The 22,034-nt window shown below is 73.6% G+C and carries 21 protein-coding genes; 12 read left to right on the top strand and 9 right to left on the bottom strand.

Going from position 1 to position 22,034, the window contains the following annotated elements:
- Positions 1-61: 61 nt before the first annotated feature.
- From ykgO to rpmB, 4 genes are read right to left on the bottom strand one after another with little or no spacing between them, the layout of a single operon-like run.
- The gene (ykgO, locus tag CLV37_RS20060) at positions 62-184 is read right to left on the bottom strand and encodes a type B 50S ribosomal protein L36 (protein ID WP_106213738.1); all 123 of its coding nucleotides are present in this window, start codon (positions 182-184) and stop codon (positions 62-64) included.
- 13 nt (positions 185-197) lie between these two features.
- On the bottom strand, positions 198-503 hold the full coding sequence (gene rpsN, locus CLV37_RS20055; protein ID WP_106213736.1) for a 30S ribosomal protein S14: 306 nt from the start codon (positions 501-503) through the stop codon (positions 198-200).
- A 3-nt stretch (positions 504-506) separates the two neighbouring features.
- Positions 507-674 carry a 50S ribosomal protein L33 gene (gene rpmG, locus CLV37_RS20050; protein ID WP_106213734.1) on the bottom strand — a complete coding sequence of 56 codons (168 nt, stop codon included), beginning with the start codon at positions 672-674 and terminating at the stop codon, positions 507-509.
- Positions 674-910 carry a 50S ribosomal protein L28 gene (rpmB, locus tag CLV37_RS20045; RefSeq protein ID WP_106213732.1) on the bottom strand — a complete coding sequence of 79 codons (237 nt, stop codon included), beginning with the start codon at positions 908-910 and terminating at the stop codon, positions 674-676. Before rpmB ends, rpmG begins: the two co-directional genes overlap by 1 nt.
- 72 nt (positions 911-982) lie before the next feature.
- On the opposite strand from rpmB, the gene CLV37_RS20040 reads away from it, so the two are divergent.
- A complete protein-coding gene (locus tag CLV37_RS20040; protein WP_106213730.1) occupies positions 983-1,237 on the top strand; it encodes a type B 50S ribosomal protein L31 in 255 nt (84 codons plus the stop codon).
- Here the strand turns inward: CLV37_RS20040 and CLV37_RS20035 are convergent.
- On the bottom strand, positions 1,222-1,620 hold the full coding sequence (locus tag CLV37_RS20035) for a hypothetical protein (RefSeq protein WP_170127389.1): 399 nt from the start codon (positions 1,618-1,620) through the stop codon (positions 1,222-1,224). The genes CLV37_RS20040 and CLV37_RS20035 overlap by 16 nt on opposite strands.
- A gap of 64 nt (positions 1,621-1,684) precedes the next feature.
- Here CLV37_RS20035 and CLV37_RS20030 point away from each other — a divergent pair, with 64 nt between their 5' ends.
- The 7 genes from CLV37_RS20030 (at position 1,685) to CLV37_RS28205 (ending at position 11,956) form a co-directional block, all read left to right on the top strand.
- A complete protein-coding gene (locus tag CLV37_RS20030) occupies positions 1,685-2,809 on the top strand; it encodes a GTP-binding protein (protein WP_170127388.1) in 1,125 nt (374 codons plus the stop codon).
- Positions 2,810-2,985: 176 nt separating this feature from the next.
- Positions 2,986-4,572, top strand: coding sequence for an APC family permease (locus tag CLV37_RS20025; RefSeq protein WP_106213724.1), 1,587 nt, complete (start codon positions 2,986-2,988; stop codon positions 4,570-4,572).
- A complete protein-coding gene (locus tag CLV37_RS20020; RefSeq protein WP_245885498.1) occupies positions 4,569-5,396 on the top strand; it encodes an urea amidolyase associated protein UAAP1 in 828 nt (275 codons plus the stop codon). Before CLV37_RS20025 ends, CLV37_RS20020 begins: the two co-directional genes overlap by 4 nt.
- Positions 5,393-6,061 (top strand): urea amidolyase associated protein UAAP2, encoded by a 669-nt coding sequence (locus CLV37_RS20015; protein WP_106213722.1) that lies wholly within the window; start codon positions 5,393-5,395, stop codon positions 6,059-6,061. The genes CLV37_RS20020 and CLV37_RS20015 overlap by 4 nt, the downstream gene beginning before the upstream one ends.
- Entirely contained in the window at positions 6,058-9,660 is a 3,603-nt protein-coding gene (gene uca / locus CLV37_RS20010) for an urea carboxylase (RefSeq protein ID WP_106213720.1), read from the top strand. Before CLV37_RS20015 ends, uca begins: the two co-directional genes overlap by 4 nt.
- Complete coding sequence (locus CLV37_RS20005) at positions 9,657-11,333, top strand: allophanate hydrolase (protein ID WP_106213718.1); 1,677 nt, start codon at positions 9,657-9,659, stop codon at positions 11,331-11,333. Before uca ends, CLV37_RS20005 begins: the two co-directional genes overlap by 4 nt.
- On the top strand, positions 11,330-11,956 hold the full coding sequence (locus tag CLV37_RS28205) for a TetR/AcrR family transcriptional regulator (protein WP_211298807.1): 627 nt from the start codon (positions 11,330-11,332) through the stop codon (positions 11,954-11,956). The genes CLV37_RS20005 and CLV37_RS28205 overlap by 4 nt, the downstream gene beginning before the upstream one ends.
- A gap of 96 nt (positions 11,957-12,052) precedes the next feature.
- Here the strand turns inward: CLV37_RS28205 and CLV37_RS19995 are convergent, their stop codons facing one another.
- A complete protein-coding gene (locus CLV37_RS19995) occupies positions 12,053-14,728 on the bottom strand; it encodes a fibronectin type III domain-containing protein (protein WP_106213716.1) in 2,676 nt (891 codons plus the stop codon).
- Between the two features lie 206 nt (positions 14,729-14,934).
- Positions 14,935-15,747, bottom strand: coding sequence for a phosphatase PAP2 family protein (locus CLV37_RS19990; protein WP_211298806.1), 813 nt, complete (start codon positions 15,745-15,747; stop codon positions 14,935-14,937).
- Positions 15,748-15,936: 189 nt separating this feature from the next.
- Between CLV37_RS19990 and CLV37_RS19985 the strand changes: the two genes are divergently transcribed.
- Together CLV37_RS19985 and CLV37_RS19980 are read left to right on the top strand one after the other, a co-directional pair.
- Complete coding sequence (locus CLV37_RS19985) at positions 15,937-17,538, top strand: methyl-accepting chemotaxis protein (RefSeq protein WP_106213912.1); 1,602 nt, start codon at positions 15,937-15,939, stop codon at positions 17,536-17,538.
- Positions 17,539-17,705: 167 nt separating this feature from the next.
- Positions 17,706-18,008 carry an uL22 family ribosomal protein gene (locus CLV37_RS19980; protein WP_106213712.1) on the top strand — a complete coding sequence of 101 codons (303 nt, stop codon included), beginning with the start codon at positions 17,706-17,708 and terminating at the stop codon, positions 18,006-18,008.
- A 15-nt stretch (positions 18,009-18,023) separates the two neighbouring features.
- On the opposite strand, the gene CLV37_RS19975 is transcribed toward CLV37_RS19980, so the two are convergent.
- Both CLV37_RS19975 and CLV37_RS19970 read right to left on the bottom strand, forming a co-directional pair.
- The gene (locus CLV37_RS19975; protein WP_146149505.1) at positions 18,024-18,449 is read right to left on the bottom strand and encodes a hypothetical protein; all 426 of its coding nucleotides are present in this window, start codon (positions 18,447-18,449) and stop codon (positions 18,024-18,026) included.
- Between the two features lie 135 nt (positions 18,450-18,584).
- Complete coding sequence (locus CLV37_RS19970; RefSeq protein WP_106213707.1) at positions 18,585-19,601, bottom strand: LacI family DNA-binding transcriptional regulator; 1,017 nt, start codon at positions 19,599-19,601, stop codon at positions 18,585-18,587.
- A 128-nt stretch (positions 19,602-19,729) separates the two neighbouring features.
- Between CLV37_RS19970 and CLV37_RS19965 the strand changes: the two genes are divergently transcribed.
- Positions 19,730-20,572, top strand: a complete 843-nt coding sequence (locus CLV37_RS19965; RefSeq protein WP_106213910.1) for a phytanoyl-CoA dioxygenase family protein — start codon at positions 19,730-19,732, stop codon at positions 20,570-20,572.
- Positions 20,569-22,017 carry a sugar porter family MFS transporter gene (locus CLV37_RS19960; RefSeq protein ID WP_106213705.1) on the top strand — a complete coding sequence of 483 codons (1,449 nt, stop codon included), beginning with the start codon at positions 20,569-20,571 and terminating at the stop codon, positions 22,015-22,017. Before CLV37_RS19965 ends, CLV37_RS19960 begins: the two co-directional genes overlap by 4 nt.
- The last annotated feature ends 17 nt before the right edge of the window (positions 22,018-22,034 follow it).

Here is a 22,034-nt window from a genome sequence, read left to right as displayed (position 1 = left end):
TGCGCCGGGCAGCCCTGCGGGTGCGCGAAGGGATCACGGTCGCCGTCGTCCAGACCCCGCGTCAGCCTTGTCGCGCCTTCCAGCGCGGGTTCCGCTTGTTCACGACGTAGACCTTGCCGTGCCGCCGCACGACGATGGACCCCTCCTTCTGCTTGAGGCTCTTCAGGGACGCGCGCACCTTCACGACGGGGTTCCTCTCACCAGCTCGACTTCGTGACACCGGGGAGTTCCCCGGCGTGGGCCATGTCGCGCATCGTGATCCGCGACAACCCGAACTTGCGCAGGACACCGCGCGGACGGCCGTCGGAGACGTCGCGGTTGCGGACCCGGGTCGGGCTGGCGTCGCGCGGCAGCTTCTGCAGGGCCAGCTGGGCCACGGCCCGTTCCTCGGGGCTCAGGTGCGGGTTCACCGCCGTCTTCTTCAGCTCCGCCCGGCGCCCGGCATTGCGGGCGACGATCTCCTTGCGCTGCTCGTTCTTGGCGATCTTGCTCTTCTTGGCCACGGTTCAGCGCTCCTCGCGGAAGTCGACGTGCCGTCGCAGGACGGGGTCGTACTTGCGGACGACCATGCGGTCGGGGTCGTTGCGCCGGTTCTTGCGGGTGACGTAGGTGTACCCGGTCCCGGCGGTGGACCGGAGCTTGATCACCGGGCGGACGTCCTGGGACTTCGCCATCAGAGCTTCTCCCCCCGGGCCCGCAGTTCCGCGACGACGGATTCGATGCCGCGCTTGTCGACGGTCTTGATGCCGCGGGCGGACACGGTCAGCGTCACGGTGCGTCCGAGGGAGGGGACGAACCACTTCTTGCGCTGGACGTTCGGGTCGAACCGACGGTTGGTGCGCCGGTGCGAGTGCGAGACGGACTTGCCGAACCCCGGAACGGCTCCGGTGACCTGGCAGTGGGCGGACACGTTTCCTCCCTGGTCGTGACGGGTGGGTGGTGGTCGTACTGTTGAGAACCTATCTCATCTACAGGAGGAACCGTGAAACCGAACCTGCACCCGGCCTACGGGCCCGTCGTCTTCCGCGACAAGGCGGCCGGCGTCGAGTTCTTGTCGAACTCCACCCTCGCGGGGCGTCGCGACCTGCCGACGCTGGAGTGGGCCGACGGCGGGGCCTACCCCGTCTTCGACGTGGACGTCTCCGCAGCCAGCCACCCGTTCTGGACCGGGAACGCCCGGGTCCTGGACACCGAGGGGCGGGTGGAGAAGTTCCGCCGCCGCTACGGGCGCGGCTGACCCTGCGGGTGGATCGCCGCCGGCTGCACCACCGTGACCCGGTGGCGCAGTGCGGCGGGGACCGTCGCCAGCCCCGCCACCGGTCCGGCGATCCACTCCAGCACCGCGGCGGTCTCGAGGGCGGTCAGGTCACCGAACCAGACCAGCCGTCCTGGTCGCGGTGCGGTCCAGGGCAACTCCAGTCCCACCCCCAGGCGGGCTCGGGCCGGTGTCGCCGCCGCAGGGTCGAGGGAGACCAGGACGAGGTCGCGCGAGGTGCGCACCACGGACCGGGCCCGGTGCAGCAGGCCCGGTTCGCCGGCCGGGACGAGCACCCAGCCCCGGAGGGAGGGGGGCGGTGGTGGGCTGGGTGGGGTGAACGAGGTGTCGGCGGGGCGGGGCACAGGACTCCTCCAGGGTTCGACGGCTGGTAACGTCACTCTAAACGAGAATCGTTCTCATGTGGAGGTGCCTGTGAATCCCGTCCTGCCGATCACCCTCGTGACCTCGGTCCACCCGCTCCAGCGGGACCTGGCCACCGGCGCGGTGTTCTGCGACGTCCCCGGCGCCGTCGTCCTGCGCTACGACCTCCTCCCCGACGGCTTGCGGCGCGTCGTGAGCGACGCCGCCGGGATCGTGGAGGACGTGCTGGTCCCGCTCGAGCACGCCTGCCTGGGCTGCGCCCAGCGCGAGGACGTCCTGCCGACCGTCGCCGCGATCGCCGCCAGCGGTCGTTGGTCCGACCTCGTGCTGGCCCTGCCCGTCGCCGCCGACCCCGCACCGCTGCTGGCCGCGCTGTGCGCGGAGGAGGACCTGCGCGAGGTGGTCGCGGTGCGCGGGGTCGTGGCCGTCGTCGAGGCCGCCGGCGTCGTCGAGGACCTGCTCGGCGACGCGCTGCTGTCCGAGCGCAGCACCGCTTCCGGCGACGACGACGAGCGGGCGGTGGGCGAAGTCCTGGCCCAGCAGCTCGACGAGGCTGACCTGGTGGTGGCCGACGGGATCCCCGACGAGCACGCCCGCACGCTGCTGGCCCACCTGTGCGGACCGGCGGTGCCCGTGCTGCCGCTGGACCGGGTCGACGCCACGCAGCTGACCGCCCCCCTGGGCGGGGGGCACCGCACGAGCGTGCGCGCCGACCCGCTGGCCGTGCACCGGCCCCCGGTCACCGACACCTGCGGGGTGTGGACCACGGAGCTGACGTCGGCGCACACCCTGCACCCGGGGCGGCTGCTGGAGCGCATCGAGGACCTCGGTGCCGGACGCCTGCGGGCCCGCGGCACCTTCCGCCTGACCACCCGCCCAGGCACGGTCTGCGAGTGGAACGGCGCCGGCGGTCAGCTGAGCATCGGGGTGAGCGGGACCTGGCGCCCCGGTGAGCGCAGCACGCACCTGGTCGTCACCGGCACCGACCCGGCCGACCGCCGGCGGGTCCGGGCCGCCTTCGCCGACGTCCTGGCCACCACCCGCGAGGAGGCGGCCGCGCAGGCCGCCGACGGCGCGGTCCCGGGCGAGGACGGGTTCGAGGCGTGGCTGGGCCCGCGCGATCCTCACGTCTCCGCCCACCCCTCCGCCGGGTCCTTCGTGGCCGAATGAGCACTCGTCGTCCCAGGAGGTGTCCGCCCCTCCCGGGTTCCCGCTGATCGACGACCGGTGGGGTAACCAGACTTTGACGGTCCGGAAACACGCGCGAAACACCTCCTCGGCCAGACTCGGAGCCATACCTGTCGATCGACAGGTATTCACGAGCCACCGACCGGAGGGATCGACCGATGTCCGTTCCCGCACCCCGCTCCCACCCCGACCACGCCCCCGACAGCCACGACCTCGGGAGCTTCGGCTACGGCCAGCAGCTGCGCCGCAACGTCGGTCCCTTCGCGTCGTTCGCCGCGGGTTTCTCCTTCGTCTCGATCCTCACCACGGTGTTCCAGCTCTTCGGGCTGGGTTTCAGCTTCGGCGGTGCCGGGTTCTTCTGGACCTGGCCCACGGTCTTCGCCGGCCAGCTGCTCGTCGCGCTGTGCTTCGCCGAGCTCGCCGCGCGCTACCCCATCTCCGGGGCGGTCTTCCAGTGGTCCAGCCGGCTGGCCGGCACGGACGTCGGGTGGTTCACCGGCTGGGTCATGGTGATCGGCCAGGTCCTGACCGTCGCGACCGCGGCGATCGCCCTGCAGGCCGTCCTGCCCACGATCTGGTCCGGGTTCCAGCTCGTCGGCGGATCCGGCGCGGACTCCTCCCCGGTGTCGGCGACGGGTGCGCAGAACGCCGTCGTCCTCGGCGTCCTGCTGCTGGTCGTCACCACGGTCGTCAACGCCGTCGGGGTCCGGCTCATGGCGGTCATCACCTCCGCCGGGGTCGTCGTCGAGATCATCGGCGTCGCCGTCCTCGTCGTCGCCCTGTTCGGCCACGCCGAACGGAACCCCTCGGTGGTCCTGACCAGCCAGGGCGCGGGGGAGGGGAACTACCTCGGGTTGTGGCTCGCGAGTTCCCTCATGGCCGCCTACGTCATGGTCGGCTTCGACTCCGCCGGGGAACTGTCCGAGGAGACCCGCGCGCCGCGCGCCACGACGCCGCGCACCATCCTGCGCGCCCTCGTGCTGTCCGGCGTCGGCGGTGCCCTGCTGCTCGTCGGCGGGGTCGTCGCCGCGCCGAGCCTGACCGACGGCTCTCTCGCCGGCGGCGGTCTGGCGTACGTCCTCACGGCGCGCCTCGGTGACGTCGGGGGCCGGTTGCTGCTGGTGTGCGTCGCGATCGCCGTCGTCGTCTGCACCCTCGCCGTCCAGACCTCGGGGTCGCGGATGGTCTACTCGATGGCCCGCGAGAAGGCGTTCCCGTTCGCGGACCTGCTCGGCCGGGTCTCCCCGCGCACCGGGACCCCCATCGGCGCGGCCGTGCTCGTGGGGCTCGGCGCGGCGATCGCGCTGGCCGTGAACTGGGACCAGAGCGCCGTGTTCACCGCCCTGGCCAGCCTCTGCATCGCGATGCTGTACCTCGCCTACCTCGGCGTGACGCTGCCGCTGCTGGTCCGCCGGCTCCGCGGGGAACTGCCCACCGGCGGCACCGACGAGTTCGGGAAACCGCTGTTCTCCCTGGGCCGCTGGGGTGTCCCCGTCAACGTCCTCGCCGTCGTCTACCAGACGGTCATGGTCGTCAACCTCGCCTGGCCGCGCGCCAGCGTCTACGACCTCACCGACGGCACCTGGTGGCTGCAGTACAGCGCCCTGCTGTTCATCGCCGCCACCCTCGTCGTCGGTGCCCTCGTCCACCGCCGCAACCGTTCCCGCCACGGCGGGAAGATCGTCCTGGGGCAGCTGCTGGTCAGCGCGCCGCAGCGCACCACCCCTGTGGAGGAACCCGCGTGAGGAACACCGCGACCCTGGCCGCCGCCCGCGACGACGCCCGGTCCCAGGCCGGGACCCTCGCCGACGCCATGCCCTACCTGCCCGCGTCGAGCTCCCCGTTCGCCCCGGCCGACGTCGACCCGTCCCGGCTCACCTGGGCCGAGACCGTGGCCCCCGGTGGCTACACCTCGAAGGTCGTCGCCCGGGGGACCCGGATCCGGTTCACCGACGTCACGGGCGACGCCTGCGCGCACGTCCTGCTGTTCTCCGCCGTCGCGCCGTGGGAACGGCTGAACGTGGCCGACACGCAGAAGATCCCCTGGCAGGCCTACCTCGGGGCGGGGCACCCGCTGCTGTCGGGCGACGGGCGCGTCCTCGCGACGGTCGTCGGTGACACCTCCGGGCGGCACGACGCGTTCTGCGGCACCACCTCCGACGCCTGGAACACGCGCAAGTACGGTGACGCGGCCCCCGAGGGACCGAGCCCGTCGGGACGCGGGCTGCTCACCCTCGCCGCCGCCAAGCAGGGGCTCGGACCGCGCGACCTGCCCCCGAGCGTCAGCTTCTTCCAGGGCGTCCGGGTCGGGGCCGACGGTGCCTTCGACTGGCTCGGCTCGACGGGCCCGGCCGAGGTGGAACTCCTCGCCGAACTGCCGCTCATCGTCCTCGTGGCGAACACCGCGCACCCGCTGGACCCGCGCCCGGAGTTCACCGTGGGACCGCTGCGGGTCCACGCTTGGCGCGACGGACCCACCGGACCGGCGGACGAGCGCTTCACCAGCACGCCGGAACTGCACCGGGCCTACCTGAACACGATCGAGCACGCGGAGGCACGAGGACTGTGACGATCACCGAGACCGTCCTGGACTGGAGCGGCCCCCTCGTCGACGGCGAGGTCGTCCTCGACGAGCGCGTCGCCCCCCGTGCCCCGTGGTCGGCCGTCGTGGCCGCCGGGAACGTCCTGACCATCGTCGACGTGGGCGGCAACCAGTCCGCGGACTGCCTGCTGTTCTCCGACGCCGACCGCTCCGAGCGCTACAGCGTCCCCGACACCCTCGCCTGGCAGGGCAACGCCTACGTCCGGACCGGGACCGTCCTGCGCAGCCAGCACGGCAACCCCCTCGCGACGGTCGTCGGCAACGAGGTGGAACGCCAGGACACGATCGGCGGCGCCTGCGGCAAGGAGTCGAACACCCTGCGGTACGGCCACCACACCGAGCACCAGCACGGCTGCCGGGAGAACTTCCTGGCGGAGGGGGCCCGGCACGGGCTGTCGGCCCGCGACCTCGTCTCGAACCTCAACTGGTTCATGAACGTCCCGGTCGAGGCCGACGGGACCCTCGGCATCGTCGACGGCATCTCCGGCCCCGGCAAGCGGGTCGCGTTCCGCGCCGAGGTCGACCTCCTCGTCGTCGTCTCGAACTGCCCGCAGGTGAACAACCCCTGCAACGACTTCAACCCCACGCCGCTGCGGATGATCGTGACGGCGCCGACGGGAGCACCGGCATGAGCTTCGACACCGTCCTCGTCGCCAACCGCGGCGAGATCGCCTGCCGCGTCCTGCGCTCCGCGAAGGCCCTCGGGCTGAGGACCGTCGCCGTGTACTCCGACGCCGACCGGGCCGCCCCGCACGTCCGCGAGGCCGACACGGCCGTGCGGCTCGGCCCGGCCCCGGCCCGCGACAGCTACCTGCGCGCCGACGCGATCCTCGCCGCGGCGCAGCAGACGGGTGCCGGCGCGATCCACCCCGGCTACGGGTTCCTGTCCGAGAACGTCGAGTTCGCCCGCGCCTGCGAGGACGCAGGGATCGCGTTCGTCGGGCCCACGCCCGAGCAGATCACCGCCTTCGGCAGCAAGCACACCGCCCGGGAGCTGGCCGGGCGGGCCGGGGTCCCCATGCTCGCCGGGACCGGCCTGCTGGCCGACGCCGACGACGCCGTGCGCGCGGCCTCGGAGGTGGGCCTGCCCGTCATGCTCAAGGCCACCGGCGGGGGCGGCGGGATCGGCATGCAGGCCTGCGCCACCGCCGAGGAGGTCCGCGAGGCGTACGAGCGCGTCGTGCGGCTGTCCGCCGCGAACTTCGGTTCGACCGGGGTGTTCCTCGAACGCCTCGTGCGTCCGGCCCGGCACGTCGAGGTGCAGGTCTTCGGCGACGGCCAGGGCCGGATCGCCGTCATCGGCGACCGCGACTGCTCCCTGCAGCGCCGCAACCAGAAGGTCGTCGAGGAGGCACCCGCCCCCGCGCTGCCCGCGCACGTGCGCGAGCAGATCGCCTCCACCGCGGCCGGTCTGATGGCCTCGGTGCGCTACCGGTCGGCGGGGACGGTCGAGTTCGTCTACGACCCGGTCCGCGAGGAGGCCGCGTTCCTGGAGGTCAACACGCGTCTGCAGGTCGAGCACCCCGTCACCGAGCTCGCCTACGGCGTCGACCTCGTCGACCTCATGCTGCGGCTGGCCCGTGACGGGCACGCCGACCCGCTCGTCGACGCCGCGTTCGACCGTGCGTGGACCCCGACCGGCGTCGCCGTCGAGGCCCGCGTCTACGCCGAGGACCCCGCCAAGGAGAACGCCCCCAGCCCCGGCCTGGTGACGAACGCCGGGTTCCCGCGCCTGGACGGCGTGCGCGTCGACGGCTGGGTCGAGACGGGTTCGGAGATCACCCCGTTCTACGACCCGATGCTGGCCAAGGTGATCGCGACCGCCCCCGGCCGCGACGCGGCCCTCGACCTGCTCGGCGAGGCCCTGACCGGTTCCCGCGTCGACGGCGTCGTGACGAACCTGGGCCTGCTGCGCTCCCTGGTCGACGACCTCCCGCTGCGCACCGCGACCCACTCGACGTCCACGCTGGACATCACCGAGGACCCCGACCCGCGCATCGACGTGCTGACCCCGGGGGCGATGACGACCGTGCAGGACCTGCCCGGCCGGGTGGGCCACTGGCAGGTCGGCGTCCCCCCGTCGGGCCCGATGGACCCGTGGTCGCTGCGCGAGGCGAACCTGGCCGTGGGCAACCCCGTCGGGGCCCCCGGCCTGGAGATCACCGCGACCGGCCCGACGTTGCGGTTCTCCGTCGACACCGTCGTGTGCGTCACCGGCGCTCCCGCCGAGGTCACGGTCGACGGGGTCGCGCAGCCGATGTGGGAACCCGTGGAGGTCCCCGCCGGCGGGACCCTGGCCGTCGGCACGGCCACCGGGCCGGGGCTGCGGCTGGCCCTCGCGGTGCGCGGCGGCCTCGACGTCCCCCACTACCTCGGCAGCGCGTCGACGTTCACCCTCGGCGGTTTCGGCGGCCACGGCGGGCGGGCCCTGCAGGCCGGTGACGTGCTGCGGCCCGGCGCCCCCGAGGGCGACGGGTTCACCACCATCGGCGGACCCGTCCCCGACGAGCGACGCCCCGAGTACACGGACGCGTGGACGATCGGCGTCACCGAGGGCCCGCACGGGGCCCCGGAGTTCTTCACCCGCGCCGACCTCGACGAGTTCTACGCCACCGACTACGAGGTGCACCTGAACTCCGCCCGCACCGGCGTGCGGCTGATCGGCCCGCGCCCGCGCTGGGCGCGCACCGACGGCGGCGAGGCGGGGCTGCACCCGTCGAACATCCACGACACCCCCTACGCGGTCGGCGCCATCGACTTCACGGGCGACACCCCGATCCTGCTCGGCCCCGACGGCCCGTCGCTGGGCGGTTTCGTCTGCCCGGCCGTCGTGACGTCCGGGGAGCTGTGGAAGCTCGGCCAGCTGCGCCCGGGGGACCGCGTGCGGTTCGTCCCCGTCCGCGAGGCCGAGGCCGCGCAGCCCCGGCTCAAGCGCCTGGACCCCGCCTCCGGCGGTGACGGCGACGACGGGATCCTCGCCCGCGTCCCCGGCACCGCCACCCGGCCCGCGGCGACGTACCGGCGCGACGGCGACGACAACGTCCTCGTCGAGTTCGGCGACATGGTCCTCGACCTCGGCCTGCGGATGCGCGTCCACGCCCTGATGACGGCGCTGCAGGAGAACCGGCCCGCGGGGATCCTCGACATCACCCCGGGGATCCGCTCGCTGCAGGTCCACACGGACGCGAGCGTGCTGCGCGCCTCCCAGCTCGTGGGTCTGCTGCGCGAGCTCGACGACGCGCTGCCGCCCACCAGCGACCTCGTCGTGCCGTCCCGGCGCGTGCGGCTCCCGCTGTCCTGGGACGACCCCGCGACGCACCTGGCGATCGAGCGGTACATGGCCGGGGTCCGCGACGACGCCCCCTGGACCCCGTCGAACCTGGAGTTCATCCGCCGCGTCAACGGCCTCGACTCCGTCGACGACGTGTTCCGCACCGTGTTCGACGCCAGCTACCTCGTGCTCGGCCTCGGGGACGTCTACCTCGGCGCACCCGTCGCGACCCCGCTGGACCCGCGCCACCGCCTCGTCACCACGAAGTACAACCCGGCCCGCACCTGGACGGCGGAGAACTCCGTCGGCATCGGCGGTGCGTACCTGTGCGTCTACGGCATGGAGGGACCCGGCGGGTACCAGTTCGTCGGCCGGACCACGCAGATCTGGAACCGCTTCCGGCGCAGCGGCCTGTTCGCGGAGAACCCCTGGGCGCTGCGGTTCTTCGACCGCATCGAGTGGTACCCCGTCTCGGCGGAGGAACTCCTCGAACTGCGCGAGGAGACGGCCGCGGGGCGCGGGCCCGTCGACGTCGAGGACGGCGTCTTCTCCTTCGCCGAGCACGAGGCGTTCCTCGCCGAGAACGCAGCCTCCATCGAGGCGTTCCGCGCCACCCAGACCGCCGCCTTCGAGGCCGAGAAGGCCGCCTGGCGCGCGTCGGGGGAGTTCGACGTCAAACCCGAACCGCCCGCGGCCGTCGCCGCCGGTCCCGTCGACCTGCCCGCGGGGTCGGTCGGGGTGCAGGCCCCGTTCGCTGCGACCGTCTGGCAGGTGTCGGGGGCACCGGGCGAGAACGTCGCCGACGGTGAGCGCGTCCTCGCGCTGGAGGCCATGAAGATGGAGACCGCCGTGACCGCCCCCGCCGCGGGGGAACTCCTGGAGGTCTACGTCAAACCCGGTGAGGCCGTCACGGCCGGCCAGGTGCTGTTCGCCCTCAAACCCCTGGAGGTGGCCGCGTGAACCTCGAGCTGAAGGTCCGGAAGGCCTACGCCCGCATCGCCGACGCCGACCGGCCGGAGGTGTGGATCACGCTGCGCGAGCTCGACGACGTGCTGGCCGAGGCCGCGACGATCGACCCCGCGCTGCCCCTGGCGGGGACCCTCGTCGCGGTCAAGGACAACATCGACGTCGCGGGTCTGCCCACCACCGCGGCCGCCCCGTCCTTCGCCCGCGAACCCGCCGAGGACTCCACGGCGGTGGCCCGGTTGCGCGCCGCCGGTGCCCTCGTCCTGGGCAAGACGAACCTCGACCAGTTCGCGACGGGTCTGGTGGGCACGCGCAGCCCGTACGGCGCGGTCCGCAACGCGTTCGCCCCGGACCGGATCTCCGGCGGGTCGAGCTCGGGGTCGGCCGTCGCCGTCGCCCTCGGGTTCGTCGACGTCGCCCTCGGCACCGACACGGCCGGGTCCGGCCGGGTGCCCGCCGCGCTGCACGGCCTGGTCGGGGTGAAACCCACGCGCGGTCTCGTCCCGGCCACCGGGGTCGTGCCCGCGTGCCGCAGCCTCGACTGCGTCACCGTCTTCGCCCGCGACCTGGCCACCGCGCGCCGGGTCGCCGAGACGATGGTCGGGCCCGACGGCCGCGACCCCCTCGCCCGCACCGACGCGCCGCTGCCCGCGCCCCCGGCCCGCCCCCGCGTCGCGATCCCCACCCCCGAGCACCTCACGGGGATGGCGGACGGGTGGGCCGAGGCGTTCGCCCGCTACGTCGAGCAGGTCCGTGCGAGCGGGGCCGAGGTCGTGGAGGTCGACATCGCCCCGCTCCTGGAGGCTGCGGGACTGCTCTACGGCGGCGCGTTCGTCGCCGAGCGGACCGCCGCGGTGGGCGACCACATCGCCGCCCACGCCGACCTCGTCGGCACCGACCTCGACCCGACGGTCGCCGCGATCGTCCGGGCGGGGGAGGCGGTCGGCGCGGTCGACGTGTTCCGCGACCGGCAGCGCGTCGACGAGATCGCCGCGCTCGCCCGGGAACTGCTCGACGGCACCGCCGCGCTGCTCACCCCGACGACGACGGGACACCCCACCCTCGCCGACGTCGCCGCCGAACCCGTCGCCGCGAACTCCCGGCTGGGCCGGTTCACGAACTTCGCGAACCTGCTCGACCTGGCCTCCCTGGCCGTGCCCGCCGGCACGGTCGACGGCCTGCCCTTCGGGGTCATGCTCACCGGCCCGGCGTTCAGCGACCGGACGCTGGCGGTGCTCGCCGACCGCTTCGCCGACCACGGCGTCGACCTGCTCGTCGTCGGCGCCCACCTGTCCGGCCAGCCGCTCAACCACGAACTCGTCGCCGCGGGCGCGAGCCTGGTCGGTCCGGCGGTCACCGCACCGCAGTACCGCCTGCACGCCCTCGACACCGTCCCGCCGAAACCCGGGATGGTCCGCGACGCCGGGGGCGCCGCGATCGAGGGGGAGGTGTGGCGGCTGCCGGCGCGCGGTTTCGGCGCCTTCGTCGCGGCGCTGCCGCAGCCCATGACCATCGGGGCGGTCACGCTGTCCGACGGGCGCGTCGTCCGCGGGTTCCTCGCCGAGCCCGCCGCGCTGGCCGGGGCGCAGGAGATCACCGCGGCCGGTTCCTGGCTCGCCGCCCGGCGGTCGGAGTCCGGGCAGGTCGTGGCAGCATCGGCGGGGTGAGCACGGGACGGGTGGGCCGGCCGCGCAGCCGCGCGGTCAGTGAGGACGGCCGCACCCCGCGCCAGGAGATCCTCGACGCCGCCGCGGCCCTGTTCGCCGAGTCGGGTTTCGCGGCGACGTCGACCCGCGCGATCGCCGAGAGCGTGGGGATGCGGCAGGCCTCGCTCTACCACCACTTCGCGGGCAAGGACGAGATCCTCCTCGAGCTCCTGGAGGCCTCCGTCCGGCCGACCCTCGACCTCGTCGACGCCATCCGGGCGGCCGCCCCCGACGCCGTCGCCGCGCTGCACGCACTCGTGGTGGCCGACGTGGGGACGGTGCTCGCCGGACCGCTGGGGATCGCCGCCCTGTACGTGGCGCCCGAGACGCAGCACCCGCGCTTCGCGCCGTTCCACGAGCACCGCCGCCAGCTCGGGGCCGTCTACACCGACCTGGCCGCCCAGGTCGTCCCGCCGGGGCACCCGGTGACGCCCGAGGTGGTCGGGGCCACCTGCCTGCACCTGGTCGAGATGGCCGCGAACCTGCCCCGGCCCCCCGCCGGGGCGCCGGACCTGGCGGAGCAGATCGCGGCCGCCTGCCTCGGCGCCGCCGGGGTGAGGTCCCCGGTCGCAGGACGTCGGTGACGGTTCCCGAGGCCGCACCGACGAGACAGCCGACGCCCGTCCCCGGCAACGGCCGAGGTACGGCCGCTGCCGGGGACGGTCCGGTCTCGTGGACGTCTACTGACCGGTGACGGCGTTGGAGCGGGCGGACTGGCTGCCGGCCCCGACGGCGTTGAGGGCCTGGACGGTGAACCGGTAGGTGCCGGTCTGGGGGAGGGTCATCGACAGCGACCTGGCCGAGGCCGGTTGCGTCGAGGAGACGGTGGTGCCCAGCACCGTTCCCGAGGAGCTCATCCGCAACGCGCTGACCCGGTAACCGGTGATCGAGCTGCCGCCGCTGCTCGCGGGGGCGCTCCAGGTCGCGGTCGCGGTGATGCTGCCCCCGGAGGCTCCCGAGGTCGCCGTCCCGACGACCGGTGCTCCCGGCACCGTGGCCGGCGTCACCACCGCGGTGCGGGCGGACACCGCGCCGAGGCCCGAAGCGTTGACGGCGGTGACGTCGAAGCTGTAGCCCGTCCCGTTGGTCAGCCCGGTGGCGGTGAAGCTGCGGGCACTGGCCGCCACGGTGGTGGTGGCCTGCACGGTGGTGCTGGTGCCGGCGTAGCGGCGGATCCGGTAGCCGGTGATGGCGGAGGTTCCCGGCCACGACGGTGCGGTCCAGCTCACGCTCGCCGACGCGTTGCCCCGCGCGGCGCTGACGCCGGTGGGTGCGTCCGGGACGGTGGCGCGCTTCACGGTCACCGCGGCCGGTGAGGTGCTGGTTCCGGTGCCGACGGCGTTGATCGCGGCGACGGTGAAGGTGTAGCTGGACCCGTAGGCCAGGGCGCCGAAGGTGAAGCTGCGCGTGGCGGCGGACACGGTCGTCGACCACGGTCCGGTGCCGTTGGTGTCGGTGCCGTTGCGCGAGACCCGGTAGCCGGTGATGGCCGAGCCTCCGTCGCTCGCCGGGGGCGCCCACGACAGGGTGGCGCTCTGGGAGGTACCCACCTGGGCGGCACTCACCGTCGTCGGTGCGCCGGGAACGGTCGTGGCCGGTCGGGTGATGGTCACCGGTGCGGCTGAGGTGCTGGTTCCGGTGCCGACGGCGTTGAGGGCGGCGACGGTGAAGGTGTAGCTGGAGCCGTAGGCGAGGGAACCGAAGGAGAACGTCCGTGCCGTCGCGGACACGGTCGTGGACCAGGGGCCGGTGCCGTTGGTGTCGGTGCCGTTGCGCGAGACCTGGTAGCCGGTGACGGCGGAACCGCCGTCGCTCGCCGGTGGCGCCCACGACAACGTCGCGGTCTGCGTCGTGCCCGCCTGAGCGGCGCTCACCGTCGTCGGTGCCCCGGGAACGGTCGTGGCGGGTCGGGTGATGGTCACCGGTGCGGCTGAGGTGCTGGTTCCGGTGCCGACGGCGTTGAGGGCGGCGACGGTGAAGGTGTAGCTGGACCCGTAGGCCAGGGCGCCGAAGCTGAAGCTGCGCGTGGCGGCGGACACGGTCGTCGACCACGGTCCGGTGCCGTTGGTGTCGGTGCCGTTGCGCGAGACCCGGTAGCCGGTGATCGCCGAGCCGCCGTCGCTCGCCGGTGGCGCCCACGACAACGTCGCGGTCTGCGTCGTGCCGACCTGGGCGGCGCTCACCGTCGTCGCGGCGCCCGGAACGGTCGCGGCGGGAGGGGCGACGTGCAGCAGGCCGCTGTTCGCCGACTGGGGATCGACGACGACGCCGGTGGTCGCCGACGACCTCAAGGCGTCGGTCACCTGCGCCACCGACGCGCTGGGGTTGCTCTGCAGGTAGCGCGCGACGGCCCCGGCCACGTGCGGTGTGGCCATCGACGTGCCGCTCATGTACCCGCTGGAGGTGTCGGAGTCCATCGTGCTCGACAGCACCGAGACCCCCGGGGCGAAGAGGTCGACGCAGGGCCCGTAGTTGGAGAACCAGGCGCGCACGTCGCTGGAGTCGGAGGCCGCGACCGTGATCGCCGAGGGCGCTCTGGCGGGGCTCTTGGTGCAGGCGTCAGTGTTGTCGTTCGCCGCGGCGACGACGACGGGGATGCCCGCGGCCGTCGCACGGGCCGCTGCCTCGTCGGTGAGGTCGTCGGCCCCACCACTGCCGCTGTAATTGATGACGGAAGGCCCCTGCTTGTGGGCGACCGCCCAGTCGAAGGCCGCGATGGTGTCGCTGCTCCAGCCGCCGTTGGTGCAGGCGAAGACGCGCAGGGACACCAGCCGGACGTCCTTGGCGACGCCGTAGGTGCGACCGCCGATGGTGCCTGCGACGTGCGTCCCGTGTCCGGCGCAGTCGGAGGCGTCGGAGTCGCCGTCGACGAAGTCGTACCCGCTGCTGGCCCGGCCACCGAACTCGGTGTGGCTGAACCGGATGCCCGAGTCCACGACGTACACGGTGACCCCGGCACCGGTCGTGTCGTAGGAGTACCCGCCGTCCGGTGCGGTGGGTCGCTGGTCGATGCGGTCCAGCCCCCAGGGCGGGTCGACCTGCGTCGTGGAACCGTGGGTCTGCACGTCGGGAGTCACGGACTCGACCTTCGGGTTCTTGCGCAGCGCTGCGACCGCCTGGGCGGGGAGTTCCGCCGCGAAGCCGTCGAGCACGTGCTCGTACACGTGCCGCACCCTGCCCCCGCCACGGCCTTGCTGGTCGGCGACCGACTGGACATCGGCGCGGGCCTTGAGCTGGACGATCACTCGTTCCCGCCCCACCGCCGGGTCGGTCGGAGCCGCAGCTGCGTGCCCCCCGGTCGCCACCAGAGCTACCGCTGCGCTCGCCGCAGCGATCACCGCTTTCCAACGATTCATGGGTCCCGTCCTGCCTCGATCGGCTCCAAGGGTTCAAAGGAACCTCACTGTTGCAGCACGGGGATGCCCTGCGTGGCGCTTCGGCGTTCTTGCTCGGCTCCAGAGCCGTGCACCACGCCCGTGGCGTCCCGCGACCCGACTCCGTTCCCCTGCCGCGACGCCACCGGTCGTCCTGGGATCGAGGTGGGAGCAGGGTCGCGCGGGAGTCAGCGCGCGCGGGCCCGGCGCACCGTGAGGAACAGCCGGTGCGACGTGATGACGACGCTGAGCCACGCCAGGCCGAGCACCCAGCCGACGAGCACGTCGGTGAGCCAGTGGTGCCCTAGGAACACCCGGCTCAGCCCCATCGCCGCGGCGTAGACGATGGCGAGCGCGACGGTCAGCCGCCGCGCCCACGCCCGGCGCAGCCGCCGCAGCAGGAGGTAGGCCACGATCCCCGCCAGCGCCACGGCGTTCAGCGCGTGCCCGCTGGGGAAGGAGAAACCCCACTCGTAGGGCGGGACCGCGTCGACGTGCGGGGGGCGTGCCCGCGTCACCGCGTCCTTGCCGGCGACGGTGAGCAGGAGCGAGCCGAGCATCGTCGCCACCGTCAGGACCGCCGGGGTCCGGCTGCGCCAGGCCAGGGAGAAGCCGACCGCGGCCGCCACCGCCAGGACCGGCGCCCCCACCGGCCCGCCGACGTGGGTGAAACCCGTCACCCAGGTGTCCAGCAGCGGGGTGCGGTGGTGCACCGCCAGGGCCAGGACGGGGTGGTCCAGCCGCGCGACCCCGTCGTCCTCGACGACGCTGTCGTAGACGGCGTCCGTCGTCGCGGCCAGCGCCGCCGTCAGCCCGAGGCCGATCAGCAGGGTGAGCAGGAGCACCTGGTGCGGGGCCAGCCGGTGCCCGGCCGCGAGGGTCGCGCCCGCCAGGCGGCGACCGGCGGCGGTGGGCCAGCGGGTCAGGTCCCGGGAGCCGACGAAGTCCTGCGCGCGGCCGTCGTCGAGCGCTGCGTCCGGGTCGTCGTGCCGGCCTGTCACCACTGCCTCACCTCGTCGTCTCGGAACGCTGAGGGTGTCACCCGGCGCGTCCGTCGGCTCGTTGGACCGGGGTGGTGCGGGTGCTCAAGGCAAGCACCGGGCGTGCCGATGGTCCCCACCGAGCTCGAGAAGTGGTGGCGTCGCGCGGTCGTCCCGCGCATCACCCGGGCTGTCCGTTCCGATGCTCTGATGAGGACCCCCGTGAAGACCCTGCGCGACCTGACCGTCACCTCCAAGCTCTTCGCCGGTTTCGGCGTCGTCTGCCTCCTGCTCGCGGGGGTCGTCCTGCTGGGCGTCAACCGCCTCGGGACCTCGCAGGCCACGGTGTCGGCGATGTCCTCCGTCGTCGTGCCCGGGGTCGAGAGCATCGGGGAGGTCAAGGCCGACTTCCTGGCCTCCCGGCTGGACCTCGCGAACGCCGCGCTGACCAACGACGCGGCCGCCACGCAGGCCGCCGAGGCGGCGATGGCGGCCGACGACCAGGCGCTGGACACCGCGTGGGCGCGCTACCTGGCCACGTACCCGGTGTCCACGCAGGCGGACCGCGACACCTTCGCGAGCACGCTGAGCCAGTTCCGCGCCTCGCGCCAGCAGCTGCTCACGCTCGCCGAGAAGGACGACATCGTCGGCTTCATCCGGGTCCGGGAGGCCGAGACGACGCCCCTGGCCGAGAAGGCCCTCACGACCATCAACACCATCCGCGCCGCGGAGGTCGCCAACGCGGTCGCCACCTCCGACCACGGGGCCAGCGCCTACCGCACCACCGTCGTCGTCCTGATCGTGCTGGGTGCTCTCGCCCTGGTCGTGGCCGCGGTCGTGGCCGTGGTCGTGTCCCGCTCCGTCTCGGCCCCCCTGGCCCGCACCCTGACCGTCGTGCGCGGCCTGGCCGAAGGCCGCCTGGACCAGCGCGTCGGCATCCAGTCCAAGGACGAGGTCGGGCAACTCGCCGCCGCCGTCGACGCCACCATGGAGCGCCTGACGGCCACCATGCGCCGCATCGCCGGCAACGCCTCCACCCTGGCCGCCTCCTCGGAGGAGTTGAACGCCGTCGCCACCCAACTGTCCTCCGGTGCTGAGGAAGCCTCCACCCAGGCCCAGGTCGTCTCCGCAGCCACCGAGGAAATCTCGGCGAACATCGGGACCGTGGCCGCCGCCGGGGACCAGATGAGCTCAGCCATCCGCGAGATCGCCACCTCCACCGCCGACGCCTCGGCCACCGCCGCCTCCGCCGTGGCCGCCGCTTCCACCGCCGGGGAGACCCTGGACCGCCTGTCGGCCTCCTCCCGCGAGATCGGCGAGGTCGTCAAGCTCATCACCTCCATCGCCGAGCAGACCAACCTGCTGGCCCTGAACGCCACCATCGAAGCCGCCCGGGCCGGGGAGATGGGCAAGGGCTTCGCCGTCGTGGCCGGCGAGGTCAAGGAACTGGCCCAGCAGACCGCCCGCGCGACCGAGGAGATCGTGGGCCGCGTCAACGCGACCCAGACCGACGCGGCCTCGGCGGCGGCGGCGATCACCGAGATCACCGAGGTCATCGCCCGCATCGACGGCCTGCAGGCCACCATCGCCGCGGCGGTGGAGGAGCAGTCGGCCACGACGTCGGAGATGGTCCGCAACGTCACCGAGGTGTCCACCGGGTCGCAGGAGATCGCGGCGAACATCTCCGGGATCGCCGCCTCGGCCGAGCAGACCACGTCGGGGGCCACGCACACCGCGACCACCGCCGGTGAGGTCTCGCGCACCGCGACGGAACTGAACGACCTCGTCGCCAGTTTCACCCTGCCCCGCTGACCCCGGGGACGGCGTCGACGGGGAGCCTGCTCCGTTCAGGGTGAATCCAGACACCCGCGGTGTTGTGGCACCTGGTCCTTGCCGATGCGGTGGAAGGTGAGAGGCCCCGCCGGGCCCCCGACCACCGAACGACCAGCTAGACCGACCGAGTGCCCGCGAGGAGTGCGATGAAGACTGTCCTGGCCATCGAGACCACGAGACCCATCGGGGTCCGCGACCTCAACGGCTTCATCTCCGGCATCTCCGAGCGGGTCCCCGGTTGCTTCGTGTCCCAGGGGCCCAGCAGCCGCGGCAAGGTGACCGTCACGATCCTCTCCCCGCAGGCCGTGCCCCTCGAGATCGCCGAGGCGGTGCTGGAGTCGCTGCCCGAGCTGTGCGACGCGATCAGCGGCATGACGCTGCAGGAGGCCGTGCGGCGCCCCGCCCCGCGTCAGCAGCCGCGACCGGTGGGGCAACCGGCCGCGGTCTGACGTCCCGGCGCGCGGTCACCGGAGGGGGTGGACACCCCCGTCCGTGACCAGGTGCACGCCGAGGACGCGCAAGGCCTCGGCCGCGCAGGCCTCGACCAGGCCCTGCGCCCACTCCAGGTCCGCCGCGCCGACGTCCCGCGGCCCGGGGGGTGAGAGCGCGAAGGCGGCGGCCCCGATCCCCGCGGTCTGCTCGGCGAGCACCTCGTGGAGCATCGCGGCGAGGTTGCGCAGGAACGGCCCCTCGGGGCGGTCGGGCACGTCCTCGACGACGACGAGCGCCGACTGCTGGTGCCCCTCGGCGTCGAACAGCTGGACCAGGAGGTCGTTGCGGGGCTGGTCGCGGACGGTCAGGTCGCCCTCGCGGACGACCAGGGCCCACCGGGTGGTCAGGTCCCCGGGGGTGGTGACGGGTGGCAGCAGGACGCGGTGCGGGATCGACATGCGCACAGCCTGCGGGCCGCGACGGGCCCGGTCCCGTGGCCGTCCACAGGAACCGACCGGTCGCCCGGGGTGCGGAGCCTGTGCACACCGCGTCGTCCGTCCCGGCGTCCTCCCCGGGCCCGGTCCGGCGTGAGGTCAGGCGGTGAGGTCCCCCGCCGTGCTCTCGCGCACGAGCAGCCGGTGCGGCACGACGATCCGCTGCGCGGTGGCCGGCCCGCGCCGCCCGATCCGGTCGGCGAGGCACTGCAGGGCCCGGTCGGCGATCTGCCGCTTGTCCGGGGAGACCGTGGTCAGCGACGGGGTCGCGTAGCGGCCGTCCTCGATGTCGTCGAACCCCGCGAGCGCGACGTCCTCGGGGACGCGCCGACCGCTGCGCAGCAGGACGCGCAGGGCTCCCAGCGCGAGACCGTCGCTGAAGCAGAACACGGCGTCGGGTGCGTGCGGGGCGTCCAGCAGGGCCTGCGCCGCGCGGGCCCCCTCGGCGCGGTGCAGCGTCGCCACGGGCACCTCCAGGGCCTCCTCGGGGGGCAGGCCGGCGTCGGTCAGGGCCTGCCGGTACCCCAGGAGTCGTTGCGCCGCAGTCCCGTTGGCCAGGTGCGGTTGCAGGCCCACCGCGGCGATGCGCCGGCGCCCCAGACCGATCAGGTGGGTGGTCACGGCGTGCGCGGCGGCGACGTTGTCGACCGTGACGTGGTCGGCGACCCCGGCGGGGTCGCGTTCGCCGAGCACCACCAGCGGCAGCTCGCCCGCCTGCGCGGTCAGCTCCTCCGGCGGCAGCGCCCAGGGGCTGACGACGAGTCCGTCGAGCATCCGGCCGCCGACGTCGTCCAGCAGGCGGCGCTCGCCCTCGACGGTGCCTCCGGACTCGTTGACCACCACCGTCCAGGACCGTTCGCCGGCGCTGGCCACGACCAGGCCGGCGAGCTCGGCGAAGTAGGCGGAGGTCAGCTCGGGCACGACGAGGCCGACCACGCCGGTCCGGCCGCCGCGCAGGTGGCGGGCGGCCAGGTTGGGGCGGTAGCCCACCTCGTCGAGCACCTGCTGGACGCGGGCGCGGGTGGCGGGGGCGACGGGGCCGGCGCCGCTGACGACGTTGGACACCGTCCGCACCGAGACCCCGGCCTTTGCCGCGACCTCCCGCAGGTTCGCCACCCGTGCACCCCTCTCGTCCGCTGTGCCGCCGATCGTCGCACGGTCCTCCCGGGGCTCTATTTGCCACGTGGCATGCCACGTTGCAGACTGGGGGCGACCCCGTAGCTCGAGGAAGAGGTTTGGACGTCATGACCACGCAGGCCCAGCCCGTCACGGAGAACGGCCCCAGCACCGAGGACCTCGTCGCGACGATCCACCGCGACGGCATCGTCGCCCGCAAGGGCGCCTTCAGCACCGAGTGGGCCGACCGGCTCCGCGAGGACATCGAGGCCGCGTTCGAGGAGGCCCGCTCCCGCCCCGACGGCGCCGTCGGGCGCGGACCGAACCGCTACTACGTCGAGATCCACCCCGAGCAGGTGCGCGGGTTCGTCGACCTCGTCGACCACCCGTGGGTCCGCCAGGTGTGCGAGGGCGTCCTCGGGCCGGACTACGAGATCGTCGAACTCGGGTTCGACGTCCCCTTCGCCGGCGCCGTCAACCAGCCCTGGCACCGCGACTTCCCCGCCCCCGAGGAGACCAAGCGGGACGGGCGCCTGACCTCGCTGGCCTTCAACCTCACCGCCGTCGACACCGAGGAGGACATGGGCCCGTTCGAGATCGCCCTCGGCACCCAGTTCGACGACGGCTCGGAGTTCACGCACGAGATGTTCCCCGACAAGGCGGACTACGGCCGCTACACCGAACGCGCCGTGCGCAAGTACCCGCAGCGCGGTGACGTCTCGGCGCGCTCGGCGCTCACCATCCACCGCGGCACGAAGAACCACTCCGAGAAGGCCCGGCCCGTGCTCGTCCTCGGCGTCGACGCCCCCGGCGCCGGCAACGCCGAGCACCACGACATGGCCGTCACGAAGGGGTACTGGGAGAACCTGCCCGAGCGGGTCAGGGCCCACCTGCACTGCCCCGTCGTCGATGAACTGACCCCCATCACCCAGAAGCACACCATCGAGGGCCTCGTCATGGGAGAGGCGTGAGCGTCCCCGCGAGCGGGTCCACGCCCGCGACCGGCCAGCCCCGGCTCGTCTACGCCGTCGCCGCGACCTCCGCCCTCGGCGGGCTGCTGTTCGGCTACGACACCGGGATCATCTCCAGCGCGCTGCTGTTCCTCAGCCGCGACTTCGACCTGTCCTCCCGGCAGCAGGAGATCGTCGTCAGCGCCATCCTCGTCGGTGCCATGGTCGGCGCCCTCGGCGGCGGTGCGCTCTCGAACCGGCTGGGCCGCAGGCGGATCGTCGCCGCGGTGGCCGTCGTGTTCGGCGTGGGCGCGATCGCCGCGGCCCTGGCCCCCGACACCGGCTCGCTCATCGCGGCCCGGTTCGTCCTGGGCCTGTCCGTCGGGGGCGCCTCGGCGATGGTCCCCGTGTACATCGCCGAGATGGCACCCCCGGGCATCCGGGGCCGGCTCATGGTCCTGTTCCAGCTCATGGTCGCCATCGGCCAGCTCGTCGCCTACGTCTGCGGCTACCTGCTCGCCGGCAGCGGCGGCTGGCGGTGGATGTTCGCCCTCGCCGTCGTGCCCGCCGTCGTCCTCGCCCTCGGCATGACCCGGTTGCCGGAGAGCCCGCGCTGGCTCGTCGAGGCCGGTCGCGTCGAGGAGGCCCGCCGGGTCCTGGCCCGGCTGCGGCGGCCCGAGGACGACGTCGACGCCGAGATCGCCGGGATCCACGCCGTGCAGGACCGGCTGCCGACCAACCCCTGGAAGGAACTGCGCAAGGGCTGGATCCGTCCCGCCCTCGTCGCCGCGCTCGGCATCGCCATGTTCTCCCAGCTCACCGGGATCAACGCCGTCGTCTACTACGCCCCCACCGTGCTGACCGACGCCGGGTTCGGCGACTCCGTCGCCCTGCTCACCGGCATCGGCATCGGCGTCATGCTCGTCGCGGCCGGGATCGCCGGGACCCTGCTGCTCGACCGCGTCGGCCGGCGCCGCATCCTGCTGCTGCTCATGCCCGGTTCGGCGATCGCGATGGGCGTCCTCGCGCTGTCGTTCCTGCCCGAGCAGACGTCCACCGCCCAGCAGTGGGTCATCGTCGGGGCGTTGTTCGCGTACATCGGGCTCAACGGTGTCAGCATGCAGTCGGTCGTGTGGCTGCTCGGGCCGGAGATCCTGCCGCTGGCGGTCCGCGGTCCCGCGACGAGCCTCGCGGCCCTCACCCTGTGGGGTTTCGACCTGCTCATCGCCGTCACCGCGCTGAGCGCCGTGAACAGCATCGGCCGCACCGCCACGTTCGGGCTCTACGCCCTCATGAACGTGCTGTGCATCGTGTTCGTCGTCCGGTACGTGCCCGAACCGAAGGGCCGCAGCCTGGAGCAGGTCGAGCAGGCCCTGCGCCGGCCCGGCCGGTTCGTCGACAACGTCGCCGCCGCCGACGTCCCGGTCCGGGACGCCGAGGACACCGGGCAGGCCGCGCGCCGATGAGTCCACCGGCTGCGGGG

Origin of the sequence: Kineococcus rhizosphaerae (genome assembly GCF_003002055.1) — a bacterium.
Classification (GTDB): Bacteria; Actinomycetota; Actinomycetes; order Actinomycetales; family Kineococcaceae; genus Kineococcus; species Kineococcus rhizosphaerae.
Note: the sequence above shows the minus strand (reverse complement) of the source record. Positions and strands in the feature narration are given on the sequence as shown.

Coding starts and splice junctions, on each gene's coding strand:
- CLV37_RS19995 (WP_106213716.1), bottom strand. CDS start 14,728: ATGAATCGTTGGAAAGCGGTGATCGCTGCGGCGAGCGCAGCGGTAGCT.
- rpmG (WP_106213734.1), bottom strand. CDS start 674: ATGGCGAAGTCCCAGGACGTCCGCCCGGTGATCAAGCTCCGGTCCACC.
- CLV37_RS19965 (WP_106213910.1), top strand. CDS start 19,730: ATGACCACGCAGGCCCAGCCCGTCACGGAGAACGGCCCCAGCACCGAG.
- uca (WP_106213720.1), top strand. CDS start 6,058: ATGAGCTTCGACACCGTCCTCGTCGCCAACCGCGGCGAGATCGCCTGC.
- CLV37_RS19980 (WP_106213712.1), top strand. CDS start 17,706: ATGAAGACTGTCCTGGCCATCGAGACCACGAGACCCATCGGGGTCCGC.
- CLV37_RS19975 (WP_146149505.1), bottom strand. CDS start 18,449: ATGTCGATCCCGCACCGCGTCCTGCTGCCACCCGTCACCACCCCCGGG.
- CLV37_RS20025 (WP_106213724.1), top strand. CDS start 2,986: ATGTCCGTTCCCGCACCCCGCTCCCACCCCGACCACGCCCCCGACAGC.
- CLV37_RS19985 (WP_106213912.1), top strand. CDS start 15,937: ATGAGGACCCCCGTGAAGACCCTGCGCGACCTGACCGTCACCTCCAAG.